12 protein-coding genes are annotated in these 17,092 nt (G+C 60.1%); 3 read left to right on the top strand and 9 right to left on the bottom strand.

Annotated elements, in window-relative coordinates; all coding sequences use genetic code 11:
• Positions 1–27 precede the first annotated feature (27 nt).
• Both AC5S27_RS07930 and AC5S27_RS07925 read left to right on the top strand, forming a co-directional pair.
• A complete protein-coding gene (locus tag AC5S27_RS07930) occupies positions 28–1,569 on the top strand; it encodes a sigma 54-interacting transcriptional regulator (protein ID WP_493934021.1) in 1,542 nt (513 codons plus the stop codon).
• A gap of 68 nt (positions 1,570–1,637) precedes the next feature.
• Positions 1,638–2,897, top strand: coding sequence for a vWA domain-containing protein (locus AC5S27_RS07925; RefSeq protein ID WP_493934020.1), 1,260 nt, complete (start codon positions 1,638–1,640; stop codon positions 2,895–2,897).
• Positions 2,898–3,210: 313 nt separating this feature from the next.
• On the opposite strand, the gene AC5S27_RS07920 is transcribed toward AC5S27_RS07925, so the two are convergent.
• The 7 genes from AC5S27_RS07920 to AC5S27_RS07890 form a co-directional block, all read right to left on the bottom strand.
• Positions 3,211–4,254, bottom strand: a complete 1,044-nt coding sequence (locus AC5S27_RS07920; protein ID WP_493934019.1) for an LLM class flavin-dependent oxidoreductase — start codon at positions 4,252–4,254, stop codon at positions 3,211–3,213.
• Positions 4,255–4,357: 103 nt separating this feature from the next.
• Complete coding sequence (purU, locus tag AC5S27_RS07915) at positions 4,358–5,242, bottom strand: formyltetrahydrofolate deformylase (protein WP_493934018.1); 885 nt, start codon at positions 5,240–5,242, stop codon at positions 4,358–4,360.
• Between the two features lie 45 nt (positions 5,243–5,287).
• Positions 5,288–7,972, bottom strand: coding sequence for an ABC transporter permease (locus AC5S27_RS07910; RefSeq protein ID WP_493934017.1), 2,685 nt, complete (start codon positions 7,970–7,972; stop codon positions 5,288–5,290).
• Entirely contained in the window at positions 7,969–8,325 is a 357-nt protein-coding gene (locus tag AC5S27_RS07905; protein ID WP_493934016.1) for a PadR family transcriptional regulator, read from the bottom strand. The genes AC5S27_RS07910 and AC5S27_RS07905 overlap by 4 nt, the downstream gene beginning before the upstream one ends.
• Before the next feature lie 94 nt (positions 8,326–8,419).
• Positions 8,420–8,932: a hypothetical protein gene (locus AC5S27_RS07900; RefSeq protein ID WP_493934015.1), complete on the bottom strand. Its 513-nt coding sequence runs from the start codon at positions 8,930–8,932 to the stop codon at positions 8,420–8,422.
• 131 nt (positions 8,933–9,063) lie between these two features.
• Positions 9,064–10,590: a sigma-54-dependent transcriptional regulator gene (locus tag AC5S27_RS07895; RefSeq protein WP_493934014.1), complete on the bottom strand. Its 1,527-nt coding sequence runs from the start codon at positions 10,588–10,590 to the stop codon at positions 9,064–9,066.
• 105 nt (positions 10,591–10,695) lie between these two features.
• A complete protein-coding gene (locus tag AC5S27_RS07890) occupies positions 10,696–11,652 on the bottom strand; it encodes a sensor histidine kinase (RefSeq protein WP_493934013.1) in 957 nt (318 codons plus the stop codon).
• Positions 11,653–12,068: 416 nt separating this feature from the next.
• Between AC5S27_RS07890 and rph the strand changes: the two genes are divergently transcribed.
• Positions 12,069–12,839, top strand: coding sequence for a ribonuclease PH (gene rph, locus AC5S27_RS07885; protein WP_493934012.1), 771 nt, complete (start codon positions 12,069–12,071; stop codon positions 12,837–12,839).
• A 330-nt stretch (positions 12,840–13,169) separates the two neighbouring features.
• Here rph and AC5S27_RS07880 read toward each other — a convergent pair whose 3' ends face one another.
• Positions 13,170–14,585: a GntT/GntP/DsdX family permease gene (locus AC5S27_RS07880; protein ID WP_493934011.1), complete on the bottom strand. Its 1,416-nt coding sequence runs from the start codon at positions 14,583–14,585 to the stop codon at positions 13,170–13,172.
• A 68-nt stretch (positions 14,586–14,653) separates the two neighbouring features.
• Positions 14,654–17,011, bottom strand: coding sequence for a Tex family protein (locus AC5S27_RS07875; protein WP_493934010.1), 2,358 nt, complete (start codon positions 17,009–17,011; stop codon positions 14,654–14,656).
• Positions 17,012–17,092: the final 81 nt, after the last annotated feature.

Raw genomic sequence — 17,092 nt, 5'->3', positions numbered from 1 at the left:
CTCTAAGAAGAATCTCTGGGAGGCCTGATGGCTCACTCTGCACCGCTGCCGCTTACGCTTGGCGAACTTCGTTCCAGCCGACTCTATTCCGAAAGCCGCATGGCTCATCGCACGGTGAAGGACGAGATGCGGGAAAACCTCATCGCCCGCCTCAAGGAGAAGAAGCCGCTCTTTCATGGTGTCGTCGGGTATGACGACACGGTCGTTCCCCAGGTGGCCAACGCCATTCTGTCACGGCAGAACTTCATTCTGCTCGGATTACGCGGGCAGGCCAAGAGCCGCATCCTGCGCGCGCTTACCGGGCTGCTGGACGCGAATACTCCCTACGTTGCGGGATGCGAGATTCGGGACAATCCGTATGCACCGCTGTGCCGCCGCTGCAAGAGCCTGATTGCCGAACAGGAAGAAGCAACACCGATCGCCTGGCTCACACCCGATGACCGCTATGTGGAAAAGTTGGCGACTCCCGACGTAACTGTGGCCGATCTGATCGGCGATCTCGACCCGATCAAGGCAGCGCGCGGCGGCCATGACCTTGCCAGCGAATACACCATGCACTATGGACTGCTGCCAAGAGCCAATCGCGGCATCTTCGCGGTCAACGAACTGCCGGATCTGGCCGGAAAAATCCAGGTAGCGCTCTTCAACATCCTGCAGGAAGGCGATATCCAGATCAAGGGCTATCCGGTCCGGCTGCAGCTGGACGTAGCACTCGTCTTCAGCGCCAATCCCGAGGACTACACCGCGCGCGGCAAGATCGTGACTCCACTGAAAGACCGCATCGGCTCCGAGATTCGCACGCACTACGCTTCCACCGTCGAGGAAGGCATCTCGATCACCAGGCAGGAAGCATGGACCGAACGCGGCTGGGACAAAAATCAGGGCGAGCTTGAAGTTCCTCTTTATCTGCGCGAGATCGTGGAGCAGGTTGCCTTTCTGGCCCGCGACGACCGCCGCGTCGACAAGAAATCCGGCGTCAGCCAGCGGCTGCCAATTTCCACTCTTGAGCTGGTCGTTTCCAATGCCGAACGACGCTCACTGACGCATAGCGAACGGCTTATCGTTCCCCGCATCACCGATCTGTACGCTGCGCTTCCAGGCATCACCGGCAAGCTGGAACTCGAGTACGAAGGTGAGCTGCGCGGCGCGGACACCATCGTCCGCGAGATCCTCAAGAACGCCGTCGCGAAGGTCTACGACAAGTACTTCAGTGAGACCAACACGCAGCAGATCGAGCAGTGGTTCCACCTCGGCGGATCGCTGCAGGTCGATGACTCGGATTCTTCGCAGGAGATCGTGAAAAACCTGGGGCAGATTCAAGGCTTGACAGACAAGCTTGCTCCGCTTGGAGTCAGAGCCAAGGACGATCCCGCAGTCGTCGTGGCAGCGGCGGAGTTATTGCTCGAAGGCCTGTACGCGCACAAGAAGCTGAGCCGCAATGAGGAGCGCGGATTCGCCGCGCCTGAGAAGCTATCACGCCGCGAACAGCGTCAGGGCTCGGGCGACGAGGACCAGCAGTACGAGGACTGGCAGCAGCGGAAGTCGGGCCGGCGCGGCAGCTTCAACTAAACGCCAACCCTCCTGACAAAGGTCGCACACCCGCATTAGTCTGACTGGCAGAGAGAACTGAGGGCTCCATGAAGCGGATTCGGTATACGAAGTTCAACGGCGATCTCGCTGGCGACATGGATCTTGAGGATCTGATGCAGAAGCTCTCCGAGTATCTGCTGGATTCGGGCTTTCAGGATCCGCTGTCGCGATTCCAGGAGCTGCAGGGCGAACACACGCTTGAAAATCTTCGCGAAGCTCTCCGTGAAGCTCTGGAGCTCGGCGACTTCGATCCGGATATCCGCGAGCGGCTTGACCAGCTGGCGGAAGAGGGCGAAATCGATCAGCTCATCGACCAGGTCATGCGGCGCATGGAGCAGCAGGATTACATCCGCATCGATCAACCCTCCGACTCTTCGCACATGTCGAACACCCCGGGTCACGCAGGCGAGGGTGAGACGTCAGCGCGCTTCGAAGTCACCGATAAGTCGCTGGACTTTCTGGGCTACAAGACATTGCAGGACTTACTCGGCTCACTCGGCCGTTCAAGCGCCGGACGCCATGACACGATGCACCAGGCTACGGGCGTCGAAACCAATGGATCGATCCGCCCGTATGAGTTCGGCGATACGTTGAACCTGGACGCGAACGCAACGCTGAGTGCGGCAATGGCTGCGCAGGCCAGCAAGACCGAAGGTGAGAGCTCGACCTGGCCCATCGAGATCGACTACCCGCACTTACACGTGCAGCAGTCGGATTATCAATCGAGTTGCGCGACGGTAGTGATGCTGGACTGTTCGCATTCGATGATTCTCTACGGCGAGGACCGGTTTACCCCTGCCAAGCGCGTAGCCATGGCGCTCTCCCATCTCATTCGCACACAGTACCCCGGCGACACGCTGAGCGTGGTGCTCTTTCACGATTCAGCCGAAGAGGTGCCGGTCTCGCAGATTGCCCGCGTCAAGGTTGGTCCGCACTACACCAACACCCGCGAAGGCCTCCGGCTGGCACGAAGCATCCTCAACCGGCAGCGCAAAGAGATGAAGCAGATCGTCATGATCACCGACGGCAAGCCTTCGGCGCTTACGCTGCCAGACGGACGCATCTACAAGAACGCCTTCGGTCTCGACCCGTTGGTTTTGTCGGAAACGCTGGAAGAGGTAGCCAAGTGCCGCCGGTCGGGGATCATGATCAACACCTTCATGCTCGCGACAGATCCCGGTCTCGTGCAGTTTGTGCAACGCGTCTCAGCGATGTGCCGCGGAAAGGCCTACTTCACCACGCCGCAAACTTTGGGTAACTACCTCATGATGGACTTCATGAGCCGGAAGATGAAGACCGTCCACTAAGCTGTGATCAGCTTGTCCCATCAAACCGATGTTTTTATCGATTAGGACGAATTCTTCCACGCCCACCAGACCACGGCCACGGAAGCGATGAAGGCAACCTTGCGTTGAATTAAATGCAATTCTGGTAAGATATAGAAAAGTCAGATCCATGAATGCTGTTGAGTGAAGTGAGCGCACTTAAGGCGCACAAAAGCGCTCCTTAAGTGCCACAAAATCCAACGTAATCGCTTCGATCCAAAAGACTTCCACCCAAAACGCACCCCCCTCCCCCCTTCGGCCAGATTCACCGCGAAAAGCTAGGAGGGATGGCAGTTTAAGCGGAAGTTCCCAGCGCCTTGCGAACAGTGGGCGCAACCTTCGTTCCCAGAATTTCGATCGCGTGCATCATCTTGTCATGGGGCAAGGTAGCAGCTGTCATCTGGAAGTCGAGACGTGCAATGCCGCCTAAGGCTTCGTTGGTGTACAGCACCTTATCGACGACATAGTCGGCATCACCGATGAGGTAAGCTGCCTTCGGACCGCGCGTGTAGTCATACTGCTGGCGCGTCGTAGGAGCCCAGCCGCGCTCCTTACCAATCTGCGTGAACATGGACGCATAGCTGGGATAGAAGTCATCCGCTGCCTTCTGCGTGGTATCGCCGAGGAAGCCGAACATGTGCAGGCCGACTTTCAGCTTCTCTTCCGGATGCCCGGCGCGCTTGCCGGCCTCGCGGTAGAGATCGATGAGCGGACGGAAGCGATGCTGTTCGCCGCCGATGATGGCGACCATCAGCGGCAAACCAAGAAACCCGGCACGGGCAAAGGACTGCGGCGTGCCGCCGACTCCAAGCCAGATGGGCAACTCTTCCTGCAGTGGGCGTGGATAGATCGCCTGATTCTTCAATGCGGGGCGATGCTTGCCGGACCAGGTGACTTTCACTTCGTCGCGGATCTTGAGCAGCAGATCCAGCTTTTCGGTAAAGAGGTCATCGTAGTCTTCGAGTTTCAAGCCAAAGAGCGGATAGGCTTCAGTAAACGAGCCGCGTCCAGCGACGATTTCCGCGCGGCCGCCCGAGATCAGATCCAGGGTCGCGAACTCCTGAAAGACGCGCACTGGGTCAGCAGCGCTGAGCACAGTCACAGCGCTGGACAGGCGGATGTTCTTGGTACGTCCTGCGGCTGCGGCGAGAATGATCGTCGGAGCGGAGTCGAGAAACTCGCTGCGGTGGTGTTCCCCGATGCCGAAGACGTCGAGGCCCACCTGGTCTGCGAGCTCGATCTCTTCGACTAGATTGCGCAGGCGGTCGGTGGGCGCGATGCTGGCGCCGGTTTCAAGGTCAGGAATGGAAGCTGCGAAGCTGTCGATGCCGATCTGCATGTTGAATTCCTTGACTGAATACTTGTTGCAACAGGTATTAGGATGCAAGTGAGAGATGGAATGATTCATCGCCGCGGCGGCTGATCGACCATCATCTCCTCACCTAGTCGAAGACGACAGTCTTATTTCCGTAGCAGAGGATGCGGTGCTCCAGATGCCAGCGAACGGCGCGGGAAAGGACGACGCGCTCCAGATCGCGGCCACGGGCGATGAGGTCTTCTACCTGGTCCCGGTGCGAGATGCGAGCGACATCCTGCTCGATGATGGGGCCGTCGTCAAGCACTGTCGTCACATAGTGACTGGTGGCGCCAATCAGCTTGACTCCGCGCGCATGGGCAGCATGATACGGACGCGCTCCAATGAAGGCCGGCAGGAATGAGTGGTGCACGTTGATGATGCCGACCGGGTAGTGGGCAACGAAGTCCTCGGTGAGGATCTGCATATAGCGGGCGAGAACCACGAGTTCGACGCCGTGGGACGCAAGCAGCGCGAGTTGTTGCGCTTCAGCCTGAGCGCGGGTGGCGGGCGTGACGGGGATGTATTCGAAAGGGATGCCGTAAAAGGCGGCGAGAGGCTCGACGGCGCGGTGATTGCTCACGATGACGGCGATCTCGCAGCCCAGCTCGCCAGCGTTGGCGCGGTAGAGCAAGTCGGCGATGCAGTGCAGATACTGCGAGCAGAAGAGAGCGATGCGCGGCCGCCGATCCATACGGCGGAGCTGCCAACGCATCTGAAGCTCCTGCGCGAGCGGCGCGAATACCTGAGTAAAGGCAGCCAGCGACGCATCGCTATCTGCACCCTCCAGAGCCCACTCGACACGCATGAAGAAAAGTCCGAGTTCGTGATCCTGATGCTGGTCGGCGTGGAGGATGTTCGCGCCTTGCGCATAGAGCAGGCCGGAGACGCGCGCCACCAGACCTTTCTGGTCGGGGCAGTCGATGAGCAGCACAGCGCGGTCGTTTGCGGTGGACGAAGTGGAGTTCGGCATCGCATCCAGCTTACCTGAGCGTCTCAGCCTCGTGGGGTGATGCCTTTATTCGCAACGCAACGCTTCCATGGGATCGATGCGCATGGCAAGGCGCGCGGGAATCATGGTAGCGAGCAGGGCAACGGCTCCCAACAGACAGGTCGCTCCAGCGAAGATGAGAGGATCACGCGGTTGCACGTGGAAAAGCAGGCTCTCAAGCACCTGAGCTGAAGCGAGCGCCGCCGCGACTCCCAACGCTGCACCCAGCACAATCAGGCGCATGCCTTCGCCCGCGATGAGGCGCAGAATGTCGGTGCGGGTTGCGCCCAGCGCCATGCGCACGCCAATCTCCTGGGTACGCTGCGCGGCCATGTACGCGATCACACCATACAGTCCGATGACTGCCATCGCCAGCCCACATACGGAAAAGAAGGCGACAAGTGCCGCTTCAAAGCGTGGCCGGTCGGCAAGCTTGTTGACCGACTGTGACATCGATTCGATTTCAACTGGAACCGTCGGGTCAAGCTGTGCTATCTGCGAGCGAATCCACGGAGCCATCGCCGAAGCTGGAAGCGCGGACTGGAGCAGGAAGTAGTGATAACTGTTCCAGTCATCCGGGTTGCGGCTGCTCTTGAGCGTGTAGTATTCCGGATCGTCCTGTCCGGAGAGCCCCGCATTCTTCACATCCGCGGCCACGCCGACGACGGTATAGATGGGCGGGTCAACAACGAAGTATGGCCTGTAGTTTCCGAATTGCATCCGCTGGCCGATCGGGTCTTCGCTGGGGAAAAGGCGTGAAGCGAGCAGCTTACTCAGCACGATAAATTTGCCGGTCGAGGTGCGCTTCTCTTCGGTAAATCCCTGCCCTTGGAGGATCGGAATGCCTAGAACCCGAAAGTAATCCGGCGTGACAGAGCGCGTAACCACGCTTCCGCCAATCCCTGGAGCATGGGGCGGCTTGCCTATCACGAAGAGATCCGCATAACGGCGTCCGTCGTGCCAACTGTCGCCATCCGGGGGGAGCGAGTTTGTCATGCCAACGGCGGAGACGCCGGGTAGTCGTCGAAGGGCTGCTTCCGTGCGAAGGAAAAGGTCCATAGGGCCATGCGGGTAGCGCTCCCAACTGAATGGGATCCGCACGGTGAGGACGCTGCTGCTGGTCAGGCCAAGTTCCTGCTGCTCGAGATTCCAGAAGCTCTTCAGCAGCAGCGTGGCGCTCGAAAGCAGGACCAGGCTGAAGGCGATCTGGGTGGCCACCAGGATCTGCCGCAACCGCGCCTGTGCCGGGGACTTTGCCGATCGTGCGGTGAGGGCCGACGAGCGCGGCTTCTGCAGCGCCGGCAGAATGCCGCAGAGAAATGCGCAGACGAACGCGGCGAGAAGGGTGAAAAGCACGATGCGCAGGTCGAGCCGGGCCTTGGCAAGGAACGGCACGCCGGTGGGAGCGATGGCGAGGAAGGTGCGCAACAGAGCTTCGGCCAACGCACATCCAGTGATGGCCCCGGTAAATGCCAGCAGAAGTGCCTCGGTGAGTGTTTGCCGAATGAGCCTCGATCGGCTCGCGCCCAGGGCGGAGCGAACGGCGAGCTCCCGTTCGCGTGCTGCACCCCGAGTCAGGAAAAGACTGGCGACGTTGGCGCAGGCGATCATCAGCACAACCAGGACAGCCCCAAGTAGCACCCACGCTGCGGTGTAGGCAGACTCCATCTGACGGTCGCGAACGGAGCGCACCTGAAGTTGAAACTCATTGCGAAATTGTGCGGGAATCCACTGCTGCGTCTTCTTGAACTGCGGCTCAAGTTGAAGCTTGGCCTGCGCAATGGTGATTCCGGGCTTGAGCCGGGCAAAGGCCCACATCGGCAGCCCTATGCCGGAGTTGAGAGTATGCTGCGCAAGAATATCCATCTGCGCCGGGCGGAGAATATCGACAGCCTGCATGCGCGGCATTTCAAAGCTGGGAGGAAGCACGCCAACGATACGAACGGGATGATCCTCGAGCGAGATGGTCCGATTCAGCACACCGGGGTCACGGTTGAAGCGGCTCAGCCACAATGCATCTGAGATCAAGGCGACGGCGGGTCCGTTGGGGCGGTCTTCTTCGGGAAGAAAGTTGCGGCCGAGGATGGTCGCAACGCCGAGAGTGGGAAGAAAGTTTTCCGCTGACTCGGCGCAATTCAAATGAACGGGGTTCGTCTCGGTCAGATTGCATTCGTGCGAACCACGCTCAAAGGTCATTGAGCTGAAGACGCGTTGTCCATCGCGCCACTCGTAGTAGAAGCCGCCAACCATGAACTCCTGCTTTTCCAGTGGCTGTGAGAGTCCCAGGGAGACCAGACGGCTATCGTCAGCGTACGGCAGGCTGCGAAAGAGAATACGGTCAACGACGCTGAAGACGGCTGTAGTCGCGCCGATGCCGAGCGCCAGCGTAACAACGACGGTGATCGCAAATGCAGGGTTGCGGCGGAAGCCGCGTAGTGCGTAACGCATGTCCTGGAGCATCGTTTCGGCCAGCCAGCCGGGGCGCTGACGGTAGGCTTCTTCCCTGCTCCGCTCGACACCGCCGAATTCAATCCTTGCGCGACGGTGGGCTTCCTTCGCGGATACGCCGTCACGCGATTGAATCATCTGTGCCGACATCTCGATGTGAAATTCGAACTCCTCGTCGAGATGGGACTTCGTGTTTCGGAGCGCAGCGGGGCGGAAGAAGGCTCTGCATTGGTGGAAGAATTCGCGAAGTCTGGAACCGATCATGCTGTTGCCTCGCCTTTCCTGCCCAAGACGAGCGCGATGGCGTCCGCCATGCGGTCCCAGTTAGCCAGTTCTGCCTCGAGTTGTTTGGCACCGGCTTCTGTCAGCGAGTAGAACTTGGCGCGACGATTGTTCTCGGAACTCGCCCACTCAGCTGCAATCCAGCCTCGATATTCGAGGCGATGGAGCGACGGGTAAAGCGAACCCTGGCCGATCTGGAGGACTTCACGCGAGAGCTGCTGGATGCGCTGCGCCACGCCCCAGCCATGCATCGGGCCGAGGGCGAGCGTCTTCAGGATGAGCAGGTCCAGCGTTCCCTGCAACAGCGGATTCTGTTCGGCGGTTACAGGCATCATCCCTCCTGTCGAGCCTCGACAAGTAGGAAAGTGATACGCCTACGACTTGTCGACTGTCAACAAGAGAAATCCGGGAGAAGGGCCTGGCGAGGGTTCAAGCCCTTGACTGCGGGTGCGGCGAGCCGTGCGTCAGCTGTTGGCGCAGATTACCGGCCAGATCGGCAACGAGGCGCAGCTTCTCCGCCAATGGCGCGGGAATCTCACGGTCCTGCAGGGCGAGCTGCGAATGCAGCAGCAGCCCGGCAACCGTCGACTTGAGCTCGCTTTCAATGGCTGCCGCAGCCGCTTCATGGGCCAGGGCGCGCTCCCGTTCGCGACGGTTCAGCGCCAGCCGGATCTCCCGCGCCAGCCGCTGCGCGCCGGAAAGCGCGAAGTTGACGTGCACCGGAATGGCCAGGCCAGCATGCTCCCAGAGACTGTCCGCCGCGGTCTGGTCGGTGTCAAAGAGGCCCTCGTCCATCACGATTGCTGCGTATTCCGTGCGTTTGAGGGCGGCAATTGCGGCTTTGCGTCCGTTGGCGGCAACGCATTCCATATCGAGGAGTTTGGTGAGAGCAGCGGCGCAGTTCTCCGCGCCTTCCATGCCGGTTACGATGAGAATCTTCATGCTTGCCTCCAGAGTCTGGACGCAGTGGGAAAGGGCAGAATCAGCCGGGCAGCCTTTTTGTCTTATTGTGTGGTGTCTCGGGATCGGATCTTCCGTGACTGCCTCGACCAAACAGATTTCCAAAGCTGCGTCTATTCGTCGAGCATGGGGTCGGTCACACCAAACTCCTTCAGCTTGCGATACAGTGTCGTCTTCCCGATGCCGAGCAGCTTGGCCGCCAGCAGCTTGTCCCCGTTGAGTACGCGGATTGCGTCCAGGATGGCCTGCCGCTCGATGTCTGCCAGGGGCCGTACGGCCGCCTTCCCGGCGGGTGGGGCGGCGGCCGCCGTCTGATGCGCGACACGGTGCGCTTCGAGACCCTGTTGTTGGAGCTGAGTAGGGAGGTCGCCCAACTCAAGCACCGGCCCGGAGGACAGTGTGCACGCCCGCTGAATGGCGTTCTCCAGCTCGCGAATGTTTCCCGGCCAGTCGTGGCGCATCATCACCCGCAGAGCCTCGTCGTTGAAGGTGAATTTCGTGCCGCGCTCCTTCGAAATGCGGTCGAGAAAGTGCGCGGCTAGCAGCGGAATGTCTTCACGCCGCTCACGCAGCGCGGGCAGCCTGAGATTGACGACGTTCAAGCGGTAAAAGAGGTCCTTGCGGAAGCTGCCCTTCTCGACCATACCGGCGAGATCGCGATTGGTGGCCGCCACGATGCGGGCCCTGATCGGCACACGGTGCGTGGCGCCTACCGGACGAACTTCTTTCTCCTGGAGCGCGCGAAGCAGCTTGGCCTGCAGATCGAGCGACAGTTCGCCGATTTCATCCAGGAAGACAGTTCCGCCCTCGGCAACGACAAAGAGGCCGTCTTTCGATTTCACCGCACCGTTGAAGGCGCCCTTCACGTAGCCAAAGAGTTCGCTCTCCATCAGCGAAGGCACCAGGGAGCTGCAATCGACAGGTAGAAACGGCTTGCTGGCGTTGGGGCCGTAGGCGTGAATGGTGCGCGCTACGAGCTCCTTGCCGGTGCCGCTTTCGCCCAGTACCAGGACCGGGTGAGTGCTTTGCGCGACCTTGGAGAGGATGCGGTAGAGCTTCTCCATCTCCGGCGATCGGCCAATCATGGAGCCGAGACCCTGGGTGAGGCGCAGTTGTTCGCGCAGCTTGCGGCTGGCCTGATCCACGGTGACGGCGGTCGACGCGCGCTCGAGCACGGTTGAAAGCTCATCCACGGCGAAGGGTTTTGTCAGGTAGTCAGACGCTCCACAGCGCATCGCTTCCACTGCGGCGTTGACCGAGCTGGATGCAGTCATGGCGATGACCGCCATCGCCGGATAGAGCAGTTTGACCTCGGAGATCAGGTCCAGGCCCTGACTGCTGCCGTAAGCCAGATTGACGAGCAGAATATCCGCAGTGTGTCCGCGCAGCAGGCTGCGCGCCTGAGCCGCGTCGGCAGTAGCCTGCACGGCAAAGCCGAGTGAGATGGCGATCTCCGTGCAGGCTGACCGAACCGCCGCGTCGGCTTCGATCACCAGCAGATGCAGACGGACATGGGGACTGTCCGTTTCCTGGGCTGTCGCTGCGTGACTGGAGCCGTTCTCCGCAGTATGTCCAGGAGACGGCTGGCCGCCTTGCGGAAGAAACGGCATTACGGATGAGTGGAAGACGGTTTCGAGCATGGTATGCGCCTTTCGTGCGCGTGGTTTGCGCGGTCTGTGGAGTGGGTAAGAGGACGGCTTTGGCTCATTCGCAGCAAAGCCCGGAAAGGCGGAGATACCAGTGAATCAGGGATTCATGGGGAAACGGATGACAATCGCGGCGCCGCCCGAAACACCGGAGTCCGGATTGGCAATGCGGTTGACAGCATGAACAGTGCCCGCGGCACTCTCCACCAGGGCCCGGACGATCGCCAGGCCGAGCCCATGAATTTGCCCGCATTGCGGGGATGTCCCCGGGACATCCTGCGCGTAGCCCTCCAGGCCGGTCCTGGTGGTGTAGCCGGGAGAAAAGATCGTCTCCAGCGCCGCTTCTGGAATACCTGTACCGGTGTCCGAAAAGGTAAGTTCAAGCGAGTCATCGAGCAGGTGCAGCTCAATTTGTATCTGCCCCCCAGCCGGCATGGCGCTGGCGGCGTTTCTTGCCAAATTGATGAGAATCCGCGTGAGGTTGTCGGCGGACATGGCAATCGTGCAGAGCGCAGCGGATGCGGGATCCGGGACCGAGAGAGATACCTTGACTCCTGGGCCGACCAGTGCGGCGAGCAGGTTCCGATTGGCCTGCAACTGTTCCGCCAGATTTGTAACTGGCGGGTTTGCGGAGACCTCCTTCAGGCGCCCGGGCCGGGAGAGTATTGGATACTCTGCACTGTCCAAAGCGAAGGGATCCGGCATCCATTCAAGCTTCTTGCTGTCTGCGTCCATGCCCCGTTTGCGGATGCCGCGGCCGCGCGTCCCAGCTGCACCTTCCTGAAAGCCGAGAATTGAAAGCGACTCCAGCAGCCGGCGGCTGGCCCCTGCCACCAGACGCAACTCCCTGGCATAATGCCGGGACTGAGGCGCCAGGACGCCCGGTTCCTCGAGCAGATCGCAATAGAGCTCCATGGATGCGACCATGTTGCGGGTGTCGTGGATGAGCGCGGCCACGCTCTCCGCCACCCGTGGAACTGCATGCGCCACCGGAACCCTGTCCGGCCGCCACTGCCGCTTGGAATGATGATCCTGCCAGCCCTCCATCTCCTGCATCCCTGCCTCCCCTTTCCGTGCGGTCCGCTGACTTCGCTTCCCGGCCATGGCCGTCACTTCGTTCCCGTTCCATCCCGGTTAAACCAGTAAAGATCCCAAATGCGGCTTTCCCCTGACCGCCGCTCCCCGTTGCGGAACTCCCTTTGACTTTGCAATGTCGGTGCCGTTCTTGGCCTGTCCATAGCACCCGGCGTGCCAAAGCAGAACGGATTCGCTGAGTTCCTGATAAGGAAAAGCGTTTCCACCCCAATTCCCCAAATGCTCCTGATGACCTTGGTCCTGCAAGCTGTTCCGAAGCGGGACAGGCAACCGGATGAGTGGAGGCAATTGACACTCCTGTTCTGCATGCAGATCCCGAGGCGCCTTCCCTGGTTCCCTCTCCGGAGCAGCAAGGCTTCCTCTCGTACAATCGAGAGATGGCAAACCAGTCCGTTACCGAACAAAAACCTTCTTCCACGACCCAGTTTTTCCGCAAAGACGGACGCGCAGCAAACCAGCTTCGGCCGCTCACGATGACTCCCAACTTTGTGCGCACGGCAGAGGGCTCGGTATTGATTTCGGTGGAGCACACCCGCGTGCTGTGCAACGCGACCATCGAGAGTGGCGTGCCCGGATGGCTGCGCAACTCCGGCCGCGGCTGGGTGACAGCGGAGTATTCCATGCTCCCTCGTTCGACGGTGACGCGCAGTCCGCGCGAGAGCGAACGCGGCAAAATCGGCGGGCGGACGCATGAGATTCAGCGCCTGATCGGACGCAGTCTGCGCTCGGTCGTCGATATGCAGGCGCTCGGGGAGCGGACGGTAATCCTGGACTGCGACGTGATCCAGGCCGACGGAGGCACACGCACGGCTGCGATCACCGGAGCATGCGTCGCACTGGCATTGGCGCTCAACGCGCTGGTGAAAGCTGGGACGCTGAAAAAGTCGCCGCTGAAGCAATTGATTGCGGCCACTTCGGTTGGCATCGTTGAGGGAACGGAATTGCTCGATCTCTGCTACGAAGAAGATTCGCAGGCCGAGGTGGATATGAACATTGTCATGACCGAAGACGGCGGGCTTGTGGAGACGCAGGCTACCGCTGAAAAAGGAAGCTATTCGCGGACTCAGCTCAACCGGCTGATCGACCTGGCCGAGGGCGGGCTGGCGGATATCTTCGCAGCCCAGCGTCTCACGCTGAGCGAGGGTTAGCATAGAGTTTCCTTAGTCGACAGAAGGATGTGCTGAAAGTTGGTGCAAGTATGCGGCGGAAAATTAGCACTGTCAAATGGTATTTATGAGCGATAAGTTAGGAGATATGATCCACCTTGAGAGATACACATAAGTACATTGGACCTTAGTAACCTGAACAAAACCATAGGCTTCCGTCCGGAACCACGCAGGGCAGGATGAGATTGGATCGAAAGGCGATCGTCAGTCTCCTTAGTCTGCAAGTTATAGGTCCTCGCCCGGCATTTCCATTTCGAGTTATCGGTTCCATGGATAGACCGCTCGAATCTACATAGGTCATTGCGAGGCGAACTAGAACCTTGCCAGCGATGCAGGGAGCATGGCCAAGAGCAGTGTACCCAACAATCCAGCGACCGACAGCACCGTTTCAAGCACGGACCATGTGCCGAGTGTCTCGCTCAGTTCCAGGCCGAAGAATTCCTTGATCATCCAGAAGCCGGGGTCGTTCACATGCGAGCAGAAAAGCGAGCCTGAGCCGGTTGCGAGCACCAGCAGTTCCGGTCCGAATCCGCCCGCGGCGCCCATGGTTGCGGCTACCGGCGCCAGGATGCCGGTGGTCACCGCCATGGCAACTGTTGCGGAGCCGATTGCGAGCCGCACCGTAGCCGCCAGCAGCCAGGCCAGCAGCAGCGGCGACAGATGCACCCCCTGAGCAAGATCGACCGTGGCCTGCGCGGCACCCGAGTCATTCAGAATGCGGCTCAGCCCACCCGCAGCGGCGAGGATCATGAGTACGCCGGCAATTGGCGCGAAGCTTTCGCCCGTGAGCCGCAGCGTTTCGGCACGGCTCCAGCGCGAGATATGGCCAAGCAGAATTTGCGCCGCCAGCACCGCGCAAAGCAGCGCGATAGGCGGGTCGCCGAGCAGGTGCAGTGAGGCGTTCAGCCACTGCGCATTGCCTTGTGGCGCAACCAGCAGATCAGCCCAGCTGCCGGTGAAGATGAGGAGCACGGGCAGCAGCAACACAAGAACGGATGCGGGCACCAGTCCCACTTTGTGTGTTGTGGTCTCCGCAGGCGCGTCATCTTTCAACTCGTCCGCGAGTGAGCTATGAGAGTTCGCCGTCAGCAGCCGGGCGCTGGCGAAGAACTTGCGATAGACCCACGCATACACCGGGCCGGCTAACACTCCTGCGGGCAGTCCAACGGTAAGCCCCATCAGGATGGTCTTGCCAACATCGGCATGATACTGCGCTACGGCCATCATCGCAGCGGGATGTGGTGGGATGAGTCCATGCACGATGGACAGCCCGGCCAGAGTCGGCAGGCCTGCGAGGATCGGCGACTGACCGCTCTTCCTGGCCACCGAGACGACAATGGGCATCAGCAGCACCAGGCCTACTTCAAAGAAGACAGGAAAGCCCACAAGCATGCCCATTAGCAACATCGCGAAGGGCAAGCCACGCGGTCCAAAGAGCCGCACCAGGCGCTCGCCCACAGCTGCAGCTCCGCCCGAGCTGGCCAGCAGATGCCCCAGCACCGCGCCGAGGCCGAGCACCAATGCAACATGCCCCAGAAGATTGCCTACGCCCGTCGTGATCGAGAGAGGAATCTTTGTCAGCGGCATACCGGAGACGATGCCGAGCACGATGGCCGAGCACAGGATCGCCAGCGATGGATGCAGCTTCGCGCGCAGGATCAGCAGCATCAGCAGCGCAATGGTGCCGGCAGTACACAGCAGAAGATAGTTGGCGTGTGAGAGAAGCAAGCGGCCTCGGCTGACTGCAATTAAGTTCGATTGCAGTCAGCCGCCAGTATATCCAGCTCGACCCTTGGTTATCGCTTTTGGAAGCGCGCCGTGAGTGCAGCGATCTTGTCTTCCATCGTCTGCGGCGGAGGCGGAGTACGAGGCGTAGCAGGCTTCTGTTGCACCGGCGAACCATTGGGACGGGTGCCTTGCGGACGAGCTCCGGCAGCAGGCTTGACTTGCCCTACCGGCTTCGGAGCAGAGCCGCCAGCGCCTTCGAGCAACGCCTTGATCGAGAGCGAAACGCGCTTGGTGCGCGCATCCGCGCTGAGTACCTTTACCTTAACGATCTGCCCGGCTTTCACGGCCTCCGATGGGTCCTTGATGAACTTGTTCGAGAGCTCGCTAATATGCACCAGGCCATCCTGATGTACACCGACATCGACGAAAGCTCCGAAGCGCGTCACGTTGGTGACAACGCCTTCTAGCACCATGCCAATTTCGAGATCGCTGATCTCGTGCACCGATTCAAGGAAGCTCGGCGCAACGAACTTGTCGCGCGGATCGCGGCCCGGCTTGCGCAGTTCTTCAAGGATGTCCTGTAGCGTGAATGTACCTGCCTTCAGCTGCGACTTGTCTACCTTTGCCAGCAATTCAGGCTGCTGGATGATGGTGCTGATCGGGCTCGCTGCCAGCTGCGCAATCTGCTCGACCAGCGCATACGATTCAGGATGAACCGCGGTCGAATCCAGCGGGTTCACGCCGCCGCGAATACGAAGAAATCCCGCAGCCTGTTCGAAGGTCTTGGGGCCAACGCCGCTCACCTGCTTCAACTGCTCCCGCGAAACGAATTTTCCATTCTGATCGCGATGCGCAACGATGTTCAGCGCGGTACGTTCGCTGATGCCGGCGACGTAGCGCAGCAGCGCCCACGATGCCGTATTGAGATCGACGCCCACGCGATTGACGCAGCTCTCAATCACCTGCCCGAGCGAGTCATGCAACTGCCGCTGGTCCACGTCATGTTGATACTGGCCAACGCCGATGGCTTTCGGGTCGACCTTGACCAACTCAGCCAGAGGATCCTGCAAGCGGCGTGCGATGGAGATAGCTCCGCGCACGGTGAGGTCGAGATCGGGAAACTCCTGCCTTGCGATATCCGATGCAGAGTACACACTGGCTCCCGACTCGCTCACGGTCACGGTGAAAATATCTTTCAGCTCTTTCTCGCGCAGGAACTCACGCACCAGAGCATCCGTCTCGCGCGAAGCAGTTCCATTGCCGATAGCGATGGCGCGGCAGTTGTGTTGTCCGAGGAAACGATAGAGGGTAGCTTTGGCCTGGTCTGCGTTACCTTTGCCAGTATGCAGATAAATCACATCATGCGCGAGGAACTTGCCTGTCTCATCGACCACGGCAATCTTGCAGCCGGTGCGCAAACCAGGATCGATGCCGAGGACCGCGATTGGACCGGCGGGCGGAGCAAGCAGGAGATTGTGCAGATTTTCGCGGAAGACCTGGATGGCTTCAAGGTCTGAGCGGCGCTTCAACTCAAGCCGGATCTCCGCCTGGATGGAAGAGTTCAACAGCCGCGACCAGCTATCGTCGATGGCCAGCTCAAGCTGCGGCGTCCAATCACCCTTTGACTTGAGTACGCGCGAGCGCAGCATCGATGTAGCGCGCTCGCTGTCCGTCTCGATGAGGAAGTAGAGCACGTTCTCCGTCTCACCGCGGCGAATGGCCAGCATGCGATGCGAAGGGATCGTCTTCACCGGCTCGCGATACTCGTAGTACATCTTGAATTTCTCTTGCTCATCGAGCTTCTTCTCGTCTACATCGCTCGCCTTCTTGCTCGTCACTACACCTTCGTCAAAGACCCACTGGCGCAGCATCTTGCGCAGATCCGCATCTTCGCTGATGCGCTCGGCGACGATGTGGCGGGCGCCTTCGAGAGCCGCTTCAATGGTTGCGACGCCCTTCTCTTCACTCAGGAATGTCGCGGCGAAATCAAGCAGTTTTTGCTCGCGCGGTTCCTGACCCCATAGATAATCAGCGAGAGGCTCCAGGCCCTGCTCGCGCGCGATGGTTGCCTTGGTGCGGCGCTTGGGCTTGTAAGGGAGGTACAGGTCTTCGAGCACGGCACGGTCGAGCGTGGCCTCAATGCGCGCCTTCAACTCATCCGTGAGCTTGCCCTGCGACGCTATCGTATCCAGCACTGTCTGCTTGCGCGTTACGAGTTCGCGAAAGTACGCAAGCTGCTCTTCGATGGCGCGGATCTGCACTTCATCCAGATTGCTGGTTGCCTCTTTGCGATAGCGCGCAATGAAGGGCACAGTCCCACCATCGTCGAGCAGTTCAATGACGGCAACAAGTCCGCGTAGAGGGAGGTTGAGTTGCTGGGAGACGTGCAGAAGAATTTCGGGGGAGAGAGGTTGCGGAGTAGCCATAACGTACCTCCAGTTTACCGGGTGCCCCGCGCCTTCGATCCTGCTGCGCGGAGCACCCTGAGGAAAACCGGACAATTAGGA

Source organism: Acidicapsa borealis, from assembly GCF_059115245.1.
Note: the sequence above shows the minus strand (reverse complement) of the source record. Positions and strands in the feature narration are given on the sequence as shown.